The organism is Actinomadura monticuli, from assembly GCF_041463655.1.
Classification (GTDB): domain Bacteria; phylum Actinomycetota; class Actinomycetes; order Streptosporangiales; family Streptosporangiaceae; genus Spirillospora; species Spirillospora monticuli.
The window spans coordinates 272,273-291,953 of the sequence record NZ_JAXCEI010000003.1; the positions used below are offsets into that span (position 1 = coordinate 272,273).

Genomic DNA, 19,681 nt, shown 5'->3' on the forward strand with positions numbered 1-19,681 from the left:
CCGCCATCAGAGTGTCACGCCGGGGCGGCCGGTCCGGCCTGGGACTCGACGTCGCCGAGCAGGGCGCCCAGAGCGGCCGTGTGCATCTCGTGCGCCGCTCCCAGGATGGCGTCGTGCGCGACGATCGACTCATCGAGCGCGTTGAGAAAACCGACTATCTCCCGCTGCCGTTCGATGGGCGGCAGGAGCACCGGAAGCTCGCGGATCCTCCGGATGCTGATCGTGGGGAGCACGGCGGACGTGGCCGAGCGGCGGACCCATTCGACCACCTGCGGGTGGCTCAAGTAATGCAGCAGGTAGCTGGGGAGGATCTCGCCGCGCGGGCGAAGAAGGACGCAGCCGCTTCCGATCAGCCAGCCCGTGTGCCGGTCGTCCGCCAGCGCCACGCGGTCGATCGTTCCGGTTCGCACGGATACGAGGTCACCCGGCATCAGGCGGCATTGCGGCACCGATGCCGCGAACTCCGCCGTCGTGTGCTCGATGCCCTCGTCATGGATGCGGCGGTTCCGGATCTGCCTCGCCGTGACGACGGGGACCGCTGGATCCCCGCCCGGGAGCCGTGTTCTCGGCGGACCGGGCTGGACGGTGCACAGTCGTCCGAGCGGGGTCCGGAGCCATCCGTCACCGTGGCCGCCCTCTCCGGGCCCCTGGCCGGCGAGGGCGCCGGCCAGCGTCGTGACCTCGTCGTCGATGCGTCTGGCGGACGCGGCAAGACGAGCGATGAGCGCGGCTGAGAGCCGGAGGATCTCAGCCGCCTCCCGCCGGTCGATGCCGCTTCTCCCGGAAGACAAGAACTGCCCGGGAGAGAGGGAGTGTCCTGCGGCGCGGAGTTCGGCCAGGCCGACCGCCCGCGCCGGAATCGAACGCGTGCCTTCGCCCCGGCCCCTCCGCCACTCCCGGTAAATGCGAATGATCTCCGGGAAATCGCTCTCGGCGGCACCGCCGGCGTTGATCATTAGAACGTCCCGGCGCGAGCGGCCCTTCTCGAGGACCCAGATGGTGACCGGGATGCCGGTGCTGGCGAACAAGCCCCCGGGCAGCAGGATCACGCATGCCACGAGTCCGTCTTCGATCATGCCCGCACGGATGGTGCTGTCGGCCTTGCGCGTCGAGAAGGTCGCGTTGGGCGGGATGACGGTGACGGCCCTGCCGCCCGGAGCCAGCCGGGCGGCGATGTGCTGGAGCCAGGCGAAGTTCGCGTTGTTGCCGGGCGGCGTGCCATAGACCCAGCGGTGGTCCCCCGGTACGACCCGGTCGGCCCAGTGCATCGCGAACGGTGGATTCGAGACGATCAGATCATAGGATTCGTCGGGTTCGGCCGGGCGGCGAAGATCGTCCAGGGCATCGGATGAGAGAAGCGCCGGGACACCGTGCAGAGTGAGGTTGATGCCCGCCCATAGCGCCGGTCTCGGCGACAGTGCTCTTCCGGTCACCGGTGCCGAAGTCGATGTCTTCACCGGGGCGGCCACGGAGAGCAGCAGATCGCCGGATCCGCAGCACGGATCCAGGACGCGATCGTCTGGGTCCGCCGCCGCGAGACCGGCCACGAGTTCGGTCACCGATTGTGGCGTGCGGAACTCTCCGCCTCGATGACCCTCCTGGCGGACGGTCTCATCGAGAAGCCGGATGATCAGGCGGGCGACCAGCGTGGCCGACGGCGCGGAGTGCGCAGCGGCCAGGGAGTCCACCAGGTCGATCAGGGGGATGGGGTCCCAGTGGGCGGCCGGGGGAAGCCCATCGGCCACCCGCATGGCGGGCTGCGAGAGCCACTTACGCGTGGGCCGCTCACCGACGTGCCGGTGGACCGTCTCCCGCAGCACGTCGATGAAGTCCCGGCCGCCGCGTGATTCCGATGCCAGCCACGACCAGCCCTGCGGGTCCGCGGACCGCAGGTAAAGCAAGATGAGCACTACATCGGTGTAGGCGGCGGGGTCGCCGACACCACTGAGTGCGCGGGAACGCCCCATGAGGAGAGAACTGAGCCGACGCGCCTGCTCCTCGTCGGGGTCCAGATGCGGTGGAGGGTGAGAGGCACGCGCCTCGACCGGAACGCCGCGGACACGGCTCATGGACGCGGAAGCGGCGGCATCAGGACTTCCGGCCTCGTATGTCCGGCGGAATCGTTCCCCGAAGGTGCTGCCCGGTGGCTCGTCCGGGCGCAGGGCCTTCGCGGACACGCGTCTGGTGTCGAGCCACCGAGCGACCTCCGCGGCATCGAACAGTTCCTGCGGTGAACGCTCCGCGGGCGCGGGGAAATCGGCGTGCCTGCGGCGCCAGTTCGTCACCGCCGGCCGTTGGACACCGGTGCGGCGGGCGATGTCGGCCATGGACACCAGTGTTCCTGGAGCGATCACGGCAACCGCCTCCTAGAAGCTGGACGAATGGACACCGGCGCAGACGTCGTTCCTGCGAGCGAGTACGTCGGGAACGCGATCGAGCCGCCGCGCCTCTCCTGCGAGTTCCGGTGAGATGTACTGCATCAGCCGGTAGACGGTCTGATGGTCTTTCGCCAGGTCACGGTGGTGGATGGGCTCGTAGTGCATCACGCGGTTGCGGAGTAGCACCATGGAGAGCAAATCCCTGTGCAGCCTGTCGCGACGACCCGAGTAGCCAGTGAACGCGCGATGGAGACAGGGCACCCAGAACAACCGGTCGTTGCGGCGGCTGAGAAGTTCCACCCAGAAGCCAAAAGTGAGTTCGGCGACCACATCATCGGGGACGAGGGGGCGCGCTCCCGCCCGGCGAGCGGAGTTCTGGCGCGCGTTGGCCCGCGCCCGTTCGACTTTGCGTCTCCCTTCCGGGGAAAGGGGGGCCGCGCTCCACCAGTCCTCCCGGCCGTACTTCTCCCGCAGGCGTTCGTGTAGCGCGTTGCGCAACGCCACTTCCAGGCAGTGCAGCGGGCCATAGAACGCCGCTGACGCCTGCAAGTTCCACCAGTAAAGTCTCTGCGCCCGCTCGGGGTCGCCCGCAGCGGCCGCGACATAGGACGTGAATCGTGCTCGCGACAGCGCCTGGTGGAGCCAGACAGGGGGGTGGCCGTTCACGACGTGCCCTTCTCGTTTAGAAGGATGGGCGACTGCCCCTGGACTGCGCAGTCGGTCTGCGGTGCCGTGGAGCACGGGTGCTATAGTCGTGACTGGAAGCCCCGGGTCCGCCTCTGCTGAGCATGCCGCCCGGGGCACAGCCTTTTATGAAGTCCGGTGGCCGGCCCGGAGGCCGCACCGCATCCGTGTGACACGAAGGATGCTATGGCCTCGCGCCGGGCGGCGCAACCGCATTGCCAGTGGCGTTTTTGTTAATCCCCGCCTGGATCGGCTGGGAGGCGCCAGACGACCTCGTCGCCGCTGGTCTCCCCGGTGGCGCGCAGGCCGATCTTGGACGCGACGGCGGCGGACGCGCGGTTGCCGGGGTGGATCGTCGCCACGACGCCGTCGATCCCCTGGGCGAGGAGCCAGTCCAGCAGGGCGCGGGCCGCCTCGGTGGCGAAGCCGAACCCCTGGTAGGGCATGCCGATGACCCAGGCGACGGACGCGATGTGCCGCGGCGGGCCCTGCGTGACCGTCGACCCGGCGGACGGGGGAGCGACGGTGAAGCCGGACGCGGCGGGCGTGACCGTCGCCTGGACGTAGCCGACGGCCTGCCCGTCCCGGGCGCGGCGGACGATCCAGTTCAGCCACCACTCCTGGTGGAACGGCGCCGGGCCCGCGACCAGGTGCGCGTAGCGGGCGCGCAGCTCGTCGCGGGTGAGGGGCTCGCCGCCGATGAAGCGGTGCAGGCGCGGGTCGTCCAGCACGGGGGCCATCTCGTCCGCGTGGTGGACCGCCAGCGGCTCCAGGACGAGGCGCTGGGTACGGATGGTCGCGGCGATCGGCCCGTACACCCGCCGATCGTATGCCCGGCCGGCCCGCCGGGGCGGTCAGAGGCGCCGTGTCCAGACGCCGGCCGGGTGCTGCTTCGGGTTGAGCCACAGCCACGGCTGGCTGTGCCGGAACGGCAGGTCGGTGCCGGGCTGCCAGGGGAACAGGCCGTCCCGGTTCGGCCAGACGACCTGCAGCATCGGCAGCGGCGGGCGCCGGTAGAACGCCACGGCCCCGGCGAACAGCCCGTCGTACCAGTGCGGGTCGACGTCCCGGAAGGCGGCCTGCTGCCCCCGGACGACGCCGTCGCGGCGCTCGCCGTCCGCCGGGGCGTTCCCCTCGGCGGCCTGCCGGCCGAGCGCGTTGAGGACCTCCTCGGTCTCGTACACGTCGCCGCCGAACATCGCCAGCTCGGGCGCCCCGTGGCTGTGCCACAGGCCGACCGTGTACGCCCAGCCGGGCCCGTCCGCGTCGGGCTGGACGAGGACGACGCTCCAGCCGTACTGCGAGATGTGCACGATCGTGCGGAGCTGGAAGTTGTCCAGGCGGTCGCGGTCGCCGTAGTCACGGCAGATCACGCAGGTGCACGGGGGGCGGTCGCCGGACATGACCCTCAGTTTACGATCAATCGACCCTGGGTCGGCGTCGGTCCCCCGACCGCGGCGTCACCAGAACACGCCGCTGTCCCTGGGCCGCGCCTCGCGCCCGGCGGCGGCGCGCGGGCCGGCGAGCCACCGGACGAGCACGGTGCCGAGCAGCATCGCGGCCGGCAGGGCGAGCGGCACGGCGACCAGCGGCGCGACGGACGCCAGCTTCAGCGCCGTCCCGCCGAGCAGGCCCGCGACGCCGAGGTTGGCGCCCTGCCGTCCAGCCGCGAGCACGACCGCGAGGACCCCGGCCGCGACGGCGGTGCCGGCCGCCGGGACCGCCAGGGCGCGGCGCCGCACGAAGAACGCCAGCGCGACGCCGAGCGCGCCGAGCACGGGCAGCGCCATCGCCCCGCACCAGCGCGCGGGCCGCGGCCTCATCCCGACCGCCAGGACGGGAGCGGGGGCGCCCTCGCGCAGCCGCCACGCGCGCCGCCCCGTCGCGTCCCCGCCGGCCCGGACCGTGGCCGGCACCGGCGGGACGCGCAGCCTCAGGGCCGTGTCCTCGAAGCCCTCAGCGGTGAGCCGCCGCAGCGCCCCGGACGCGTCGATCCGCAGGGACGGCCTCCGGCCCGGCCGATACGCGCCGCCGACCTCGGCGCGGGCGAACGGGGCACCGCGCTCTTTCCCGGTGCGAACACGCACCTTCGCGGCCTCCGGGAACAGGTCCCGGGCGATGCCTCCGGCCAGCGCGCGCACCTCGGCGTCCGACGAGAGCCGTCCCGCCGCGTGCAGCTCGACCTCGGCGCCGCCGTCATCGAGAACGGCGACGTCCACCCGCGCCCGCTGCGGGGGCGGCACGCCCCCGCCGCCGCAGCCCGCGAGGACGGTGAGCGCGAGCAGCGCCACCGCGAGCGCGGCCAGCCGCCGAATGGACACCGGATCTCCGACCGTCGGCGATGCCCTGGAGCGTCAGCCGGTGGCCAGCCGGCCCAGCCCGGCGTACAGCGAGTCGGTCTGCGGCCCCTCCGGGCCGTACTCCGGACGCCACTTCCACGGGCGGGTGAGTCCCGGCTCGACCAGGTCGAAGCCCTCGAAGAACTCCATGATCCGCTCCGGCGGGCGGAACACGATGGGGCTGGTGGCCTTCCGGTACACCTCGACGACGCGGGCCAGTTCCTCCTCGGGCGTTCCGTCCGTGGTCAGGTGCGACAGCGCGAAGTAGGAGCCCGGGCTCAGCAGTTTCCGGAAGGCCGCCACGATGCCGGCCGGGTCGTCGTCATCGGGGATGAAATGGAACAGCGCGATCGACAGGACGGCGACCGGACGGGAGAAGTCGATGAGGGCCCGCAGTTCCTCGTGCTCCAGGATCGCCTCGGGGTCGCGCACGTCGGCGGTGATGACGGTCGTGGTCGCGTTGGTGGCCAGCAGCGCCCGCCCGTGCGCGAGCACGATGGGATCGTTGTCCACATAGACGACCCGGGCCTCGGGGACGACCTCCTGCGCGATCTCGTGCACATTGCCCTGCGTGGGCAGGCCCGTGCCCAGGTCGACGAACTGGTCGATGCCCGCCTCGGCCAAATGGCGGACGACCCGCTGCAGGAAGCGGCGGTTCTCCCAGACGGTGGCATGGCACAGCACGTCCCCGACGGCGGCCTTGACCTGCTCGGCGGCCGCCCGGTCGGCGGCGTAGTTGTCCTTGCCTCCGAGGAAGTAGTCGTACATCCGCGCGGGCGAGGGCGTGCCGGTGTCGTAGGGCGGGGAAGAAGGGCCATCAGTGCTCATCGCATACCTCGATCATGGAGGCCGGAATCGGCTCATGATCCCACGCGCGACGCCGACTTGTCAGCCGAAACCGCCAGAAGCGGACAGGTGGTATGCCCCCTTACCTGGGGGGGCAGGTCGCACGCCTGAGGCGGCCGAAACAAAAATGCAAAAGCCCGTTCATGCCGACTCCGCCTATTCGCGAGCGGGAAATGCCGGCCGAACCGTCGCGCCCGCGCCGGGTCCGGGGACGGGCCCGGCCGGGCCGTCCGAACGCGTGACCGCCCTCGGCGGCTACGTCGCCCACCGCCGCTCCCGCCGCATCGACCCCGCCGACCTCGCCCGCCCGCGGGAACCGACATCGCGCGAGCGGGACGTCCTGGAACTCCTCGGCGAGTACCCGGGCAGGTGCGACATTCGCCCCGGACCCCGTTCGCCCGCTGACGATCCGCGGCTTGACCGGCGCATGACTGGCCGTCCCGCCACAGATGGCACGCCCTTCTCGAAGTCAGTACGCCCAGGATGTCGAGAACGGCCGGCGGGCTTCGTCCCAGGGATGGCAGCGGCCAGAAGGGCCGCCCGGCAGACGGAGGAACGACGATGGACCAGAACCAGATCACCGAGATCTTGAACCGGCCGCTCAGCCAGGAACTGCTGGCCCGCGACCTGACGCGCCTCGCCTACGTCGCCGAGGACGGCACGCCGCGCAACATCCCGATCGGGTTCACCTGGAACGGTGCGGAGATCGTCATGTGCACCGCGACGAACGCGCCGAAGCTCCGGTCCCTGCGCGCGAACCCGATGGTCGCCCTGACCATCGACACCGAGGTGCACCCGCCGAAGCTCCTGCTCATCCGCGGCCGGGCCGAACTGGACCTCGTCGAGGGCATCCCGGACGAGTACCTCCAGATGAACGGCAGCTACCAGATGACGCCCGAGCAGCGGGTCGAGTGGGAGGCCGGGGTCCACTCGCTCTACGACGGCATGGTCCGGATCGTCGTCACCCCGACCTGGGCGAAGCTGATCGACTTCGAGACGACCCTGCCGACCGCGGTCGAGGAGCTGGTCCGGCAGCGCGAAGAGCGGCAGGTGCTGGCTCAGTGAGTCGCGCCCCCACCGGCGTCGGTCGATCCCCGCGTTCCGTGCCCCACTGCTTCGCCGCTCGGAGATCCGGCGTCCGGAGTCGGACGTCGTAGGGGAATCGCCGAGATCGTGGAGACCGTCAAGGTGCGTAAATCGGATGCGAAACGGTCAGCCCGCAAAGGCAAGTCCGACGAAGCGTGGCGCCGTATGGGAATGCGGCGATTAAAACAAAAGACCGGCCCGCGGAACCGGGGGTGTGTGCGCGTCACATACGGTGAGGTGCGGCGATCCCTCCTGCGCGACCCATGCACGTCGCTGCAGCGAGCCCTGTTCGCCATCGCGGATCGACGTGGGAACACCGCCCTCGTCTCGGTCGCTTGGGTGAGGTTTCGCACCAGCAGTGCCCGGAGGCGTTTTCAGGAGGTGATCGACGTATACGGCACCGGCGATCCCCAAAAGCGCGCGGCTCACCGTCGCCGAAGCCGAAACCGTCAAGGGCGCCTTCGAACCCAAGGTGCTGGACGGCTTCGCCCAGATCGCCGCGGAGCTCCCGAGCCCACCAGTTCCCCGCCGACGCTGACCCGCCCTGGACAGAGACGCCCTCGGCCACCGGGGGCCCTTCGCGGTTCGTGGGTCGATAGCCTGTACGCGTGCGGAAACCGGTGTCCGGGAGCGACCAGGATGGCTGACGCCGAAGACGTCTGCCGGTTGGCGCTCGCGCTCCCTCACGTCCTCGAGATCGACAGCGACGGCTTCGATTTCCGGGTCGGCGGCAAAGGGTTCGTGTGGTCCTACCCAGAGCGCAGACCGGGGAAGCCGCGCGTCATCCGGACCGACATCGCCGTGCTGTACGTCGGCGACGAGGCGGAGAAACAGGCGTTGCTGCTCGGTGAGCCGGAGCGCTTCTTCACCACACCCGCCTACGACGGGATGCCTCTGGTCATGCTGCGGCTGGACGAAGTGGACCCCGACCGTCTGGAAGAGCTCATCACCGACGCCTGGCGCATGCGTGCGCCCGATACGCTCGCCGGCGACCTCGACACCGCAGCCGATCAACCCAGCACAGATCCAAGCTGACCGGACCGAGACGGATACGGCATGGCATCTACTGATGGCGCGCGTACTGTCGAGCAGTGGCAGCCGGTATCTCGCCGAGTACAGCGCCGAGGTCCCGCCGGTCGTACTGCTGACCGACCCGGTGCTGCGAGACCTGATCACCCCCGAACGCGCCCGTACCATCGCGACCACGCCACGCGGAAACAACCGCCACTGACGCCGAATCTGACGCCGCCCACCGCGAAACGCCCGACCACCGGCACGAATGCGCGAACGGCGGCATGAGGGCGTTGCAAGCACGGGGGCTGCCCTATCGGGGTCTATTCCTTGACGGCTTGCAGTGTGTAGCTGGCGGCCAGGCGTTCGGGATGGTGAGTTAGGCGCCATTCGTCGGTGTCGTCCCTGGTCATGTGTCCGGGAATGGCCTGCCAGGGGACGCTGTCGTGCTCGGTGAGGCCGGTCAGGCGCATTCCGGCCGTGAGCAGCGCGGTGACGGTCTCGCCGAGTCCGTGGTTCCAAGTGTGGGTGAGCGTGTGCGTGAAGCTGGTGTCCGTCTGGACGTAGGTTCCGGGTTCGTCGAAGATCACCGGCTCGGCGGTTTCGAAGTAGGGGTAGCGCAGGCTGGGCGGGCTGGCGGTCTCGTCCAGTGCGAACAGCATGGGGTGGCCCTCGCGGAGGAACAGGCGGCCGCCCGGGCGCAGCAGGTCGGCGACGACGCGGGCCCATCGCGCCACGTCCGGCAGCCAGATCAGGGCGCCGATCCCGGTGTAGACCAGATCGAAGCGCTCGCGGCCGAAGACCTCGACGGCGTCGTAGAGCTCGGCGTGGCGGAAGTCGATGGTGCTGCCGGTGTCGGCGGCCAGTCGTCGCGCCTGGTCCAGTGCGGTCGCGGAGAAGTCCAGGCCGCTCATCGTGGCGCCCAGGCGCGCCAGGGAGACGGTGTCGGTGCCGATGTGGCATTGCAGGTGCACGGCGCGCAGCCCGGTCAGATTCCCGAGGCGGGGGCGGTCGAACCGGACGACGCCGCTGAGGTGCCCGGGGTCGTTGGTGAACCGATCGAATTCGTAGTCGGGGGAAACGGCATGTGCCGGGGACCGTTCGTCCCAGTTGGCCCTGTTGATCGCCACGTAGTCGTCCACAGCAGCACTGTGGCAGCGCGCTCCGCTCGCACCAAGCGAATATCCACCTGGCCGGCCGCGAGACCGGTGGGGGCAGCACCTCGTTGTTGGCCGGTATCGCGGCTCACGTCACGTTGTCGGTTACCGAGGGAGAAGCAGACTGTTCCCTGCGTCTGTGTCTGCGGGTGCGGAGCGCCATCGCCAGGACGACCGCGAGGGCGAAGGCTGCGGCGATCCAGCGGACGCCGAGGGCGTCGAGCCATGTGGTGACCTGCCCCTGAAGGTCAGTGACGGTACCGACGATCGGGTCGTCGGCGGAGGCTCCGGCGTTGAGGCGCAACTCGTACCAGCCGTAGTAGCCGACATAGACGCCTGCCAGGAGCAGGAACACCCCGCTGGCTCGCGAGACGTGGGGAAGGACCGCTCGGGTCCTTCGGACGGCGGCTTCCTGGGCAAGGGCGACGAGAAGGGCCAGCAGTCCGATGACCAGGCCCATTCCGACACCGTACGCGACGAACGCGGCCAGCCCGTCCAGCAGATCGCCGCTCCCGGAGACCAGCCCGGTGACGGCGAGGAACGGCGCGATGGTGCACGACAGGGAGGCGACCGCATAGGAAGCGCCGTATCCGTAGAGGGCGACGAACGAGCCGGTCGGCCCGCCGACGTTCAGGCGCGGAAGCCGCAGGAGCAGTTCCCGCCCGGACGCCAGCCAGGCGCCGAGCACGATCAGGAGCCCGCCGGTCACGACGGTGACCCACGGCAGGTGCCGCTGGATCGGAGCGGTCGCGACGCTGATCACCAGGCCGAAGATTCCGAAGACGGTGATGAAGCCCAACGTCATGGCCGCCGTCAACCGCAACGCCCGCGCCGCACCACCGGGCCCGGAGACCAGCAGGGCCAGGAACGAAGGCAACATCGCGAAGCCGCACGGATTGAACGCCGCGACCAATCCGGCGGCCAACGCGAGTGCGAGGTCGTCCATTTACAGGGCGTGCTTATCGATGAGGGAGGACAGCGTGGCCTCGTCCAATGGACCCACCGCCGAGTGGCTGCCGCCCTCGGGGTCCACGATCAGATAAGAGGACTGCGAGGTGACCTTGAAGTGCTTGTAGAGGGCGCCGGTCCGGTCGTCCAGTTGGACGATCCCGGACGTGCCGGTGCGCGAAACGAACCTCTCCATCGCCGCTTTGTCCTTGTCAAGCCCGGCGACGCCCACGAAGGCGACCTTGTCGCCGTACTTCTGCGCGGCCTTGGCGACCGCGGGCCCCTCGGCCTGGCATTTGGGGCACCACGGCGCCCAGAACCAGAGCACCACCGGCCTGCCCGCCAAGCTCTCGCCGTCGAACGCCGTTCCATCGAGCTTGGCCCCCTGGAACCTCAGCAACGCGGGTGCTTGCCTGACGGACGCCTCGCTCGGTGCCGCGCTCGTCGGTGCTGAAGCCGTCGCCGACGACGCGGCGACGCCCGGCTCAGCGGTCTCACCACCGCATGCGGTCAGCACGACTGCCAGCGTGAAGAGCGACAGACTGAACATCTTCATGCCGTCACGGTAGATCTGCATCGTCCACGCCGACCCTTACAAGGCGATGACGTCACCGCCCGGACCGAACCGAACGCCCACCCCAACATTCACGAAAGACGCACCGACCGTACTGGGACAGCGCAAAGCGACACGGTCGGGAGGCCGGACGCGCCTTTCATGTGCTTCCCGTCGACCGATCACCACCCTCGCACGCGTCAGGCCAGCGGGCAGTCCGGTGGCTCCGCGGCCGATGCGGGCGCTCCTTCCGTGAAGGTGATGGTGTGGCGCGGCGGGGCGGCGATGTCCCGCCCTCGCGAACGCCGAGGTTGTCGTGAACGCATGTTCACGATAGAGTCGTGAACATGCGTTCACAGCAGGGAGCGATCGTTTGCCGGTCGCTGACGAAGGCGTACGACGGACGGACGGTCGTGGACGACGTCTCGTTCGAGGTGGCGGCCGGCACGATCACCGGATTCGTCGGCGCCAACGGGGCGGGCAAGACGACGACGATGCGGATGCTGCTCGGCCTGGTCGCGCCGACGAGCGGGATCGCGCTCGTCGACGGCCGCCCCTACCGGGAACTGGCCAGTCCGCGGCGGCGGGTGGGTGCGGTGGTCGACGGCCCGGGTGCCCATCCCGGCCACTCGGCGAGGCTGCATCTCAGCGTGCTCGCCACGGCGTCCGGGCTGCCTGGACGGCGGGTGGACGAGGTCCTCGACCTGGTCGAGTTGACCGAGCACGCCGGGCGGCGGGTCGGCGGGTTCTCGATGGGCATGCTGCAGCGGCTGGCCATCGCCGGTGCCCTGCTCGGCGACCCGGGTGTTCTGATACTCGACGAGCCGGCCAACGGTCTCGACCCGCCGGGGATCTTGTGGATGCGGGATCTGCTGCGCGGGCTCGCGGCCGACGGGCGCGCACTGCTGGTCTCCAGCCATCTGCTGGCGGAGCTGGCCGAGGTCGCCGACCGGGTGTTGATCATCGACCGCGGGCGGCTGCTCGCGGACGAGCCGCTCGATCAGCTCCTCGACGGCACCCGGGTGGTGGAGATGCGCTGCGCGGATGCGGCGGCGATGCTGCGCGCGGTGACCGCCCGCGACCTGCGGGCCGACCTTGAGGACGATTTCCTGGTGATTCACGGCATGTCGGCCCGTGAAGCCGGTGAGTTGGCGGTGGCGCAGGGCGCGGGCCCGGTGCACTGGCTGACCGAGCGGACGAGCACTTTCGAAGAGGTCTACTTCCGGCTGGCGGGGCCCCAGGTCGACCCGCGGGAGGCGTCATGAGGCGGCTGCTGCGCGCGGAACTGCGCAAGGTGACGGCGACCCCCGTGACGTGGTGGCTGCTGCTGGCCACGGTCGCCATCGGGATCCTGGGCACGCTGGCGCCGTTGATCGCGGTCGACGGCGAACCGGTGGACCTGCTCGCGGACGATCAGGTGCGCGGCGCGTTGCACGGCGCTGCGGGCGGTTCGATCCTCGTCATCGTCGCCGGCATCATCGGCATGGCCGGCGAGTGGCGTTTCGGGCAGGCGAGCCAGGCGTTCCTCACCACCCCGCGGCGGTGGCGGGTGGTGGCCGTCAAGACCGCCGTCTACATGGCCGTCGGGGCGTGCTACGGCCTGGCCGCCTCGGCCGCCGCCGCCGCCACGGCCGCCGCCTGGTACGACTCCAAAGGGCTCGGTCTGCCCTTCGGCCGCTCATCGGTCTGGCTCACCCTCGTCGGCTGCGTGGTCGTGGCCGTCCTCTTCGGCGTCCTCGGCGTCGCCCTCGGCGCCATCGCACGCCGGCAGGTTCCCGCCATCGTGGTGATGCTCGCCTGGACCGTCCTGGTCGAGCCGGCGCTCTTCGCGGCCGCGCCGCGGGTCTTGCGGTGGTCGCCCGGCCTGGCGGCGCTCAGCCTGCGCCGCCAGCCCTCCGCCGACCTGCTGCCGTGGGCGCCGGCCGCCGCGGTGCTCATCGGCGTCATCGCCATCGCCTTGGCACTGGGGGTACGGATGGTGGAGCGCCACGATGTCGCCGGGTAAGCGCAGTGCCGAGGCCACCGAACGGCTGCGCGCCTCCCTCGTCGATCACGCGCGCACGCTGATCGCCCGGGAGGGCGCCGACGCCCTGACGATGCGCCGGCTGGCCGCCGAGGCGGGCTGCGCGGTGGGCCTCACCTACAAGCTCTTCGCCGACCGCCGTGAACTGGTGGGCGAGATCGTGCGCGCCGAACTCGCCCTCCTGCGCGAGGCATCCGACGAACTGCTCACCCGTGCCGGCACCGAGGCCGTCGGCGCCAACCTCATGTGGTACTCGGAGATCGTTCTCGACTCGCCGGCGGTCGCGCTGGCCCGAGAACTGCTCAACGACGAGGCGCTCATGCAGTCCGTCGCCGCGAGCGCCGACCACGCCGGGTTCGGGCCGACGGCGTTCCCCCGGATCCTGACCCGCTATCTCACCGCCGAGCAGGAGACCGGCCGCGTGGCCGGACCCGTCGATACCGACGCCTTCGGCTTCCTCATCGCCAGCACGCTGCACAACCTGCTGATCGCCGGCGACGCATGGCCCAAGCCCAGCCGACCCGAACTCCAACGCATGCTCGACGCCGCGGCCGCCGCCATCGCGCCCCGGCCCAAGGAGGACTCATGACCCCCGACGACCGCACACCCTACCGGCCCGACGGCCGGACGAACCGCCTGCGCACCACCCTCATCGTGGTCGCGGTGATCCTCGTGGTCGCCGTCGGCCTGACCCTGCACCTCACCGGCGTACTACCGCCGAAATGACCTCGACCGACCCGCGCGAGGCGGCGAGGCGCCTCTACACCGCGCTGGCCGACGGTGACGCGGCGACCATCGCCGAATTGCTCCATCCCGCGGCCACCCTGTCCGTCCCCGGCACCAATCCCATCGCCGGCCGATACCAGGGCGCGGCCGGCCTCGCCGAATTCGTCGCCGCCGGCACCGCGATCGCGCCGGGCGGCGCGCGGACCCAGGTCATCGAGGTCATGGGCGGTGACCGGCACGCCGCCGTCTACGGCATCTCCCGCGCGACCCGGCCCGGCCGACCACCACTGGAGAACCACACCGTTCACCTCCTCACCGTGCACGATGGGAGGATCACCGCCATCACGATCTTCAACCAGGACCAGCCCACCGTGGACACGTTCTGGTCTTGAGACGGCCACCGAGCCTGCGGCGGGACCTGGACCGGTCCCGCCGCAGACGCTCTGCGCAGGTGCGTGGACCCCGGCCGGGTGCCGAGCCGGCCCCGCGCACTCGGCCCACGACGCCCACACGCTCACGTCACCGTGCGGGCTGAGGGCGCGGCGGCGGTGACCAGTTGCGGGACCGCGGCAAGCCGAGCCGGGGCGGGCGGCGGGGATCGTCCGGGACGATCCTGGACGGCTCGAGCCGCACCCTCACGAGCGTAGGGCGCGCTGAGCGGGACGCCGGACGGTACGGCGATGGCAGGGCCGACCAGGCTCCAGACGCAGACGGCGGGACGCGAAGAGCCGGAGATGCCGCCCATCGGGCGCCTGCCGGGCCGGTGTGAAGACGAGCGCCGCGCCCCCTTGTCGTCGTGGCGGGGGTGGCCTTACAGTGCACTCTACGGTTTTATAGACCGAGTGGTATGTAAAACCTCTGCCGTAGTTACAGGAGGTCAGACGGTGCCGGTGCATTCGCCCCGCATTCCGCTCGATCGGCTCGTGGCAGCTCGTCCCGGGCGGGATCGGAGGTACTGATGCTCGATATCGACCGGCTCCTCGTCACCTACGGGGCGCGCGAACCGGTGATCAAAGAGGTGTCCCTGCAGGTCGGAGACGCCGGTGTGGTCGCGCTCCTGGGCAGCAACGGAGCGGGCAAGACGACGCTGATGCGGGCGATCTCCGGAACGCTGCCACTGTACGGCGGGGCCGTGCGAGGCGGCTCCATCCGTTTTCTCGACCGAGCTGTCGAGAAGTCGAGCCCGGCGGCGATCGTGCGGAGCGGGCTCGTCCAGGTGCCGGAGGGGCGGCACGTGTTCGCGGCCCTGAGCGTCGCCGAGAACCTGGCCGCCGGAGCGCTCCCCGTCCGGTCGCGCACGGAGCGCGAGAAGTCGCGCAAACACGTGCTCGACCTGTTCCCGCGGCTCGCAGAGCGGCTGAAGCAGCCCGCGGGCACGCTCTCGGGCGGTGAGCAGCAGATGCTCGCCATCGCCCGGGCGCTGATGTCGCGGCCGAGACTGCTCCTGCTGGACGAGCCGTCGCTCGGGCTCGCGCCCCGGCTCGTGCAGGTCATCGCCGAGACGATCCGGAACATCAGCGGGGAGGGGGTCCCGGTCCTGCTGGTCGAGCAGAACGCGGCGATGGCGCTCTCCCTGGCCCGGTCGGCGTACGTGCTCGAACTGGGCCGGGTCGTCCTGCGGGGCGCGGCGGACGAGCTGGCCGGCAGCGATGAGGTCCGCCGCCTGTACCTGGGGGAGTCCGCGGACGAGTCCGCCCGCGAGGCCGCGCCGGTGCCCGCCCTGAGCAGGTGGGGCGGATGACGGCGCCGAGGCTGCGGATCGAGGGAGTGACCGTCCTGTTCAGCGGGCTGCACGCCCTGGACGACGTGTCCTTCGAGGTCGAGCCGGGAACCGTGCACGCCGTGATCGGGCCGAACGGCGCCGGCAAGTCGTCCCTCCTCAACGCCCTGTGCGCCATCTATCCCGTCACGTCCGGGCGCATCCACGTCGGCGACCACGAGGTCACCGGGCTGAGGCCCGACCGCGTGGCGGGCCTGGGCATCGCCCGCACGTTCCAGAACATCGTCGTGTCGCCGGGCGAGTCGGTCTTCGACAACCTGATGGTGGGACGGCACCGGCTGACCCGGACCGGGGTGATCGGCGCGGCCTTCGGGCTCGGACGCCGGGAGGAGCGGGCGCACCGGGAGCGCGTCCGGGAGATCGCCGGGTTCGCCGGCCTGTCGGACACGCTGGACGCCCCCGCGTCGCGGCTCTCCTACGGTGACCTGAAGCGGCTGGAGTTCGCGCGGGCGCTGTGCCTGGAGCCCCGGCTGCTGATCCTGGACGAGCCCGTCGCCGGCATGAACGCGGCGGAGAGCGCCCGGCTCGGCGACCTCGTCTCCGCCGCGCGCGACGCGCTCGACCTGACCATCGTGTTCGTCGAGCACGACATGGGCGTCGTCATGTCGATCGCCGACCGCGTCACCGTCCTCAACTTCGGCCGGGTCATCGCGGACGGAACCCCCGCGGACGTCCGCCGCGATCCCGAGGTGATCGGCGCCTACCTGGGCGGCGACCCGGCGCGGCCGGCCGCCGGCGCCGGGGAATCCGCGCCGGAACTCGCGGCCGGCAGGCTCACGGAGAGGCCCTCCTCATGACCGATCTGCTGGAGCTGGTGGCGAACGGAGTGTCGCTGGGGCTCCTCTACTCGATGATCACGCTCGGTTTCGTCGTGGTGTACAAGGCGACGCGGGTGGTGAACTTCGCCTACCCCGCGTTCATGCTGACCGGGGTGTTCCTCGTGGCCACGGCCTCGCCGAAGATCGGGTTCGCCGCCGCCGCCGTGCTCGGGCTGGCCGTCACGGCGCTGCTGACGCTGCTGTCGGAGCGTCTCCTGGTGTCGCGGGTCAAGGGCGGCGACCACCACGGCATGGCGATCCTGACGATCGGCCTCAACATCGTGGTCCTGGCGGAGGTGAGCCGCCGGCTGCACGAGCGCGTGCTGCCGCTCGGCGCGCCCTGGGACGGTCACGTGGTGCACCTGGGGCCGCTCACGCTCCCGCTCACCGTCGTCATCACGGTGATCCTCATCCCGCTGCTGATCGCCGGGCTCGGGCTGGTCCTGCGCACGACCGGTCTCGGCCTCGCGATCCGGGCGTCCGTGGAGGACGCCGAGGGCGCCACCCTGGTCGGGGTCCGGCTGCGGCGCGTGTCGGCGGGCGCGTGGGCGGTATCCGGCGTCCTGGCGACGGTCGCGGGGATCGGCCTCGCCTCGTTCCCCAGCCCGGGCGTCAGCCTGAGCATGGAGGCCGTCGCCCTCACCGCGTTCCCCGCCGCGATCATCGGCGGGATGGACTCGCTCGGCGGCGCCATCGCGGGCGGCCTGACCGTCGGCATGGTCCAGGTGCTCGCGGCGGGCTACCAGGACGAACTGTCGTTCCTCGGCCTCGGTCTCGGGGACGTCGCCGCCTACGTGGTCATGCTCGCGATCCTGCTCTGGCGGCCGTCCGGGCTGTTCGGGGCCAAGGAGGTCAGTCGTGTTTGAGGCGATCACCCGGCGCCGGGCGCTGATCGGCACCGCCGTCCTGACGGCCGCCATGCTCGTGCTGCCCCTGTACGTCGGCGGCTTCTGGCTGCGCATCGGCCTGTTCGCGATGGCGGCGGCGATGGGCGCGATCGGCCTCACGCTGCTGTTCGGCGCGGCGGGGCAGCTGTCGCTCGGCCACGCGTTCTTCATCGCGATCGGGACGTACGGCTACGCCTACCTGTCGGGCGACGGCGACGGCAGGGTGCACGGGCTCGGCCTGCCGCCGCTGCTCGCGGCGGTGCTGGCGGTACTCCTCGCGGGCTTCGCCGGGCTCCTGTTCAGCCCGGTGGCGGGCAGGCTGCGCGGCCTGTACCTGGGGATCGCCTCGCTTGGCCTGGTCTTCCTCGGGCACCATCTGCTGCTGAACCTGCCGTCGGTGACCGGCGGCTACGACGGCCGCTCGGTGACGCCGTTCTCGCTGGCCGGGCACGAGTTCTCCGACGCGTCCGGCCTGGTGGTGGCCGGTGTCCCGTTCGGGGACGTCGAGCACCTCTGGTACCTGTTCCTCGCCCTCACGGCGGGCGGACTGCTGGTGGCGCACAACGTGCTGCGCGGACGGCCGGGACGGGCGTTCCGCCTCATGCGCGACAGCGAGATCGGCGCGGCGTCCATGGGGGTGAACGTGCGGCGCGCCAAGTCGTCCGCGTTCGTGCTGTCCTCGATGTACGCGGGGCTGGGCGGGGTCATGACCGCGCTGGCGTTCCAGCGGGCGATCCCCGACTACTTCGACCTGATGCTGTCCATCGACGTGCTGGTCATGGTCGTGCTCGGCGGCCTCGGCTCGGCCGGCGGGGCCGTCGCCGGCGCGACGTTCGTCACCGCGCTCCCGCTGGTGCTGAGCAAGTACGCGGACGCGCTGCCGCTCGTCGTCGCCAGCGGGCAGAGCGGCGGACTGGACGCCTCGATCGCCGCGAAGTTCGCCTACGGGGCGCTCGTCATGATCGTCGTGCTGCGGCACGGCCGGTCGATGCGGCCGTTCCGCGGTTTGCGCCGCCGCCCCGCCGCCTCCGAACCCGCGGCGGCCTGAGCGCGCCGCCCACGAACCCGCCCCACGAACCCGCCCCACGAACCCGCCCCCACGAACCCGCCCCCACGAACCCATCCCACGAACCCTTCGTGGCCCGCCCGCGTTCCGAGGAGGAGCAGCCATGCCCAGAATCCCCCGACCCGGGGTGACGGCGGGAGCCGCCGCCATCGCCCTGGCCCTGTCCATGACGGGTTGCTCGACCCGCGGAGGCGGCGACGGCGCGGCCGCCGGCGTCGACAAGGACACCGTCAAGCTCGGCGTCCTGGTGGACCTGTCGGGTCCGCTGGCGGGCAGCGGCAAGACCGTCAACCAGGCCCACCAGATGGCCGTCGAGGAGATCAACAAGGCCGGCGGCGTCTGCGGACGCAAGGTCGAGCTGGTCGTCCGCGACAACGGCTACGACCCGCAGAAGGCCGTCACCGTCTACGACGAGATCGAGCCGCAGGTGTTCGGATTCCTCAACATCTACGGCTCCGCGGTGATCACCGCGCTCCGCGACAAGATCGGCCAGAACGGGGTCCTGTCCGGGCTGACCAGCTTCTCCTCGGAGCTGCTGGGCGACGAGCATCTGATCGTCATGGGGTCCACCTACGACATCCAGATGATCAACGGGGTCGACTGGCTGGTCCGCCACGACAAGATCAAGAAGGGTGACAAGGTCGGGCACATCTACCTGCAGGGCGACTTCGGCGGCAACAGCTACAAGGGCAGCCGCTTCGCGGCGAAGCAGCTCGGGCTCACGCTGATCGGGCAGCAGATCAAGCCCAGCGACAGCGACCTGACGAGCCAGGTCAACGCGCTGAAGGCGGCCGGGGTGAAGGCCGTGCTCATCGACGCCACCTCCAAGCAGACGGCGTCGGCCGCGTCGGTGATGAAGGCGACCGGGCTGGACGTGCCGATCATGGGCAACGTGTCGTCCTGGGGGACGAGCATCCTGTCGACCTCGGCGAAGTCGGCGATGACGGGCCGGTACCAGCGGATGAGCCCGATGGGGTCGCTCGGCGGCACCGCCGAGGCCAACAAGAAGCTGGCCGCCGCCTGGAAGGCGAAGTACGGGACCGCGCGGCCGGAGTCCGACTACGCGGTCGTGCACGCCTACACGCTGACCCACCTCTACACGAAGATCATCTCTGAGACCTGCGACGACCTGACCAGGCCCGGCCTGCTCAAGGCGCGCGGCAAGGTCACCGACTTCGAGATGCCGGGGCTGCTGCCGCCGCAGGACCTGTCCGACCCGGCGCAGCCGACGACCCGGCAGAGCCAGGTGCAGCAGATCGATCCCGACGCCCTCGCCGGCCTCGGCGTCAAGGAGGACTTCCGCGCCTCCGGCACCGCCGACGCTTACAAGATCGAGGCCGCGGGCTGACCCCGTCCTTCACCGGGTGCGTTGACTTGCG

The 19,681-nt window shown here is 70.9% G+C and carries 22 protein-coding genes; 13 read left to right on the plus strand and 9 right to left on the minus strand.

Annotated features, from left to right (window positions below; genetic code table 11):
* Positions 1 to 14: 14 nt before the first annotated feature.
* The 6 genes from SM611_RS07810 to SM611_RS07835 all read right to left on the minus strand — a co-directional run bounded on the left by SM611_RS07810 (position 15) and on the right by SM611_RS07835 (position 6,229).
* Positions 15 to 2,327, minus strand: a complete 2,313-nt coding sequence (locus SM611_RS07810; protein ID WP_371948369.1) for an N-6 DNA methylase — start codon at positions 2,325 to 2,327, stop codon at positions 15 to 17.
* A gap of 39 nt (positions 2,328 to 2,366) precedes the next feature.
* Positions 2,367 to 3,044: a hypothetical protein gene (locus SM611_RS07815; RefSeq protein ID WP_371948371.1), complete on the minus strand. Its 678-nt coding sequence runs from the start codon at positions 3,042 to 3,044 to the stop codon at positions 2,367 to 2,369.
* Positions 3,045 to 3,295: 251 nt separating this feature from the next.
* Positions 3,296 to 3,880: a GNAT family N-acetyltransferase gene (locus tag SM611_RS07820; protein ID WP_371948372.1), complete on the minus strand. Its 585-nt coding sequence runs from the start codon at positions 3,878 to 3,880 to the stop codon at positions 3,296 to 3,298.
* Positions 3,881 to 3,916: 36 nt separating this feature from the next.
* Positions 3,917 to 4,465, minus strand: a complete 549-nt coding sequence (locus tag SM611_RS07825; RefSeq protein WP_371948374.1) for a DUF4262 domain-containing protein — start codon at positions 4,463 to 4,465, stop codon at positions 3,917 to 3,919.
* Positions 4,466 to 4,522: 57 nt separating this feature from the next.
* The gene (locus SM611_RS07830; protein WP_371948375.1) at positions 4,523 to 5,383 is read right to left on the minus strand and encodes a hypothetical protein; all 861 of its coding nucleotides are present in this window, start codon (positions 5,381 to 5,383) and stop codon (positions 4,523 to 4,525) included.
* Positions 5,384 to 5,416: 33 nt separating this feature from the next.
* Positions 5,417 to 6,229 carry an SAM-dependent methyltransferase gene (locus SM611_RS07835; RefSeq protein ID WP_371948377.1) on the minus strand — a complete coding sequence of 271 codons (813 nt, stop codon included), beginning with the start codon at positions 6,227 to 6,229 and terminating at the stop codon, positions 5,417 to 5,419.
* 579 nt (positions 6,230 to 6,808) lie between these two features.
* Between SM611_RS07835 and SM611_RS07840 the strand changes: the two genes are divergently transcribed.
* The 3 genes from SM611_RS07840 (at position 6,809) to SM611_RS07850 (ending at position 8,564) form a co-directional block, all read left to right on the plus strand.
* Positions 6,809 to 7,312, plus strand: a complete 504-nt coding sequence (locus SM611_RS07840; protein ID WP_371948379.1) for a pyridoxamine 5'-phosphate oxidase family protein — start codon at positions 6,809 to 6,811, stop codon at positions 7,310 to 7,312.
* Between the two features lie 660 nt (positions 7,313 to 7,972).
* Positions 7,973 to 8,368: an MmcQ/YjbR family DNA-binding protein gene (locus tag SM611_RS07845; protein ID WP_371948380.1), complete on the plus strand. Its 396-nt coding sequence runs from the start codon at positions 7,973 to 7,975 to the stop codon at positions 8,366 to 8,368.
* Between the two features lie 34 nt (positions 8,369 to 8,402).
* The gene (locus tag SM611_RS07850; protein WP_371948382.1) at positions 8,403 to 8,564 is read left to right on the plus strand and encodes a hypothetical protein; all 162 of its coding nucleotides are present in this window, start codon (positions 8,403 to 8,405) and stop codon (positions 8,562 to 8,564) included.
* A 103-nt stretch (positions 8,565 to 8,667) separates the two neighbouring features.
* On the opposite strand, the gene SM611_RS07855 is transcribed toward SM611_RS07850, so the two are convergent.
* The 3 genes from SM611_RS07855 to SM611_RS07865 all read right to left on the minus strand — a co-directional run bounded on the left by SM611_RS07855 (position 8,668) and on the right by SM611_RS07865 (position 11,026).
* Complete coding sequence (locus tag SM611_RS07855) at positions 8,668 to 9,486, minus strand: class I SAM-dependent methyltransferase (protein WP_371948384.1); 819 nt, start codon at positions 9,484 to 9,486, stop codon at positions 8,668 to 8,670.
* Positions 9,487 to 9,589: 103 nt separating this feature from the next.
* The gene (locus SM611_RS07860) at positions 9,590 to 10,447 is read right to left on the minus strand and encodes a cytochrome c biogenesis CcdA family protein (RefSeq protein WP_443112129.1); all 858 of its coding nucleotides are present in this window, start codon (positions 10,445 to 10,447) and stop codon (positions 9,590 to 9,592) included.
* The gene (locus SM611_RS07865; RefSeq protein ID WP_371948387.1) at positions 10,448 to 11,026 is read right to left on the minus strand and encodes a TlpA family protein disulfide reductase; all 579 of its coding nucleotides are present in this window, start codon (positions 11,024 to 11,026) and stop codon (positions 10,448 to 10,450) included.
* 323 nt (positions 11,027 to 11,349) lie between these two features.
* On the opposite strand from SM611_RS07865, the gene SM611_RS07870 reads away from it, so the two are divergent.
* From SM611_RS07870 to SM611_RS07915, 10 genes are all read left to right on the plus strand, one after another.
* Entirely contained in the window at positions 11,350 to 12,267 is a 918-nt protein-coding gene (locus SM611_RS07870; RefSeq protein ID WP_371948389.1) for an ABC transporter ATP-binding protein, read from the plus strand.
* Positions 12,264 to 13,007 (plus strand): hypothetical protein, encoded by a 744-nt coding sequence (locus tag SM611_RS07875; RefSeq protein ID WP_371948391.1) that lies wholly within the window; start codon positions 12,264 to 12,266, stop codon positions 13,005 to 13,007. The genes SM611_RS07870 and SM611_RS07875 overlap by 4 nt, the downstream gene beginning before the upstream one ends.
* The gene (locus tag SM611_RS07880) at positions 12,994 to 13,614 is read left to right on the plus strand and encodes a TetR/AcrR family transcriptional regulator (RefSeq protein ID WP_371948393.1); all 621 of its coding nucleotides are present in this window, start codon (positions 12,994 to 12,996) and stop codon (positions 13,612 to 13,614) included. The genes SM611_RS07875 and SM611_RS07880 overlap by 14 nt, the downstream gene beginning before the upstream one ends.
* Positions 13,611 to 13,751: a hypothetical protein gene (locus SM611_RS07885; RefSeq protein WP_371948395.1), complete on the plus strand. Its 141-nt coding sequence runs from the start codon at positions 13,611 to 13,613 to the stop codon at positions 13,749 to 13,751. The genes SM611_RS07880 and SM611_RS07885 overlap by 4 nt, the downstream gene beginning before the upstream one ends.
* Entirely contained in the window at positions 13,748 to 14,143 is a 396-nt protein-coding gene (locus SM611_RS07890; protein ID WP_371948397.1) for a nuclear transport factor 2 family protein, read from the plus strand. The genes SM611_RS07885 and SM611_RS07890 overlap by 4 nt, the downstream gene beginning before the upstream one ends.
* 566 nt (positions 14,144 to 14,709) lie before the next feature.
* Positions 14,710 to 15,492, plus strand: coding sequence for an ABC transporter ATP-binding protein (locus SM611_RS07895; protein ID WP_371948399.1), 783 nt, complete (start codon positions 14,710 to 14,712; stop codon positions 15,490 to 15,492).
* Positions 15,489 to 16,328: an ABC transporter ATP-binding protein gene (locus SM611_RS07900; RefSeq protein WP_371948400.1), complete on the plus strand. Its 840-nt coding sequence runs from the start codon at positions 15,489 to 15,491 to the stop codon at positions 16,326 to 16,328. The genes SM611_RS07895 and SM611_RS07900 overlap by 4 nt, the downstream gene beginning before the upstream one ends.
* Positions 16,325 to 17,215 carry a branched-chain amino acid ABC transporter permease gene (locus SM611_RS07905; RefSeq protein WP_371948402.1) on the plus strand — a complete coding sequence of 297 codons (891 nt, stop codon included), beginning with the start codon at positions 16,325 to 16,327 and terminating at the stop codon, positions 17,213 to 17,215. The genes SM611_RS07900 and SM611_RS07905 overlap by 4 nt, the downstream gene beginning before the upstream one ends.
* Positions 17,208 to 18,284, plus strand: coding sequence for a branched-chain amino acid ABC transporter permease (locus tag SM611_RS07910; RefSeq protein WP_371948404.1), 1,077 nt, complete (start codon positions 17,208 to 17,210; stop codon positions 18,282 to 18,284). The genes SM611_RS07905 and SM611_RS07910 overlap by 8 nt, the downstream gene beginning before the upstream one ends.
* A gap of 121 nt (positions 18,285 to 18,405) precedes the next feature.
* The gene (locus SM611_RS07915) at positions 18,406 to 19,650 is read left to right on the plus strand and encodes an ABC transporter substrate-binding protein (RefSeq protein WP_371948405.1); all 1,245 of its coding nucleotides are present in this window, start codon (positions 18,406 to 18,408) and stop codon (positions 19,648 to 19,650) included.
* Positions 19,651 to 19,681 lie beyond the last annotated feature (31 nt).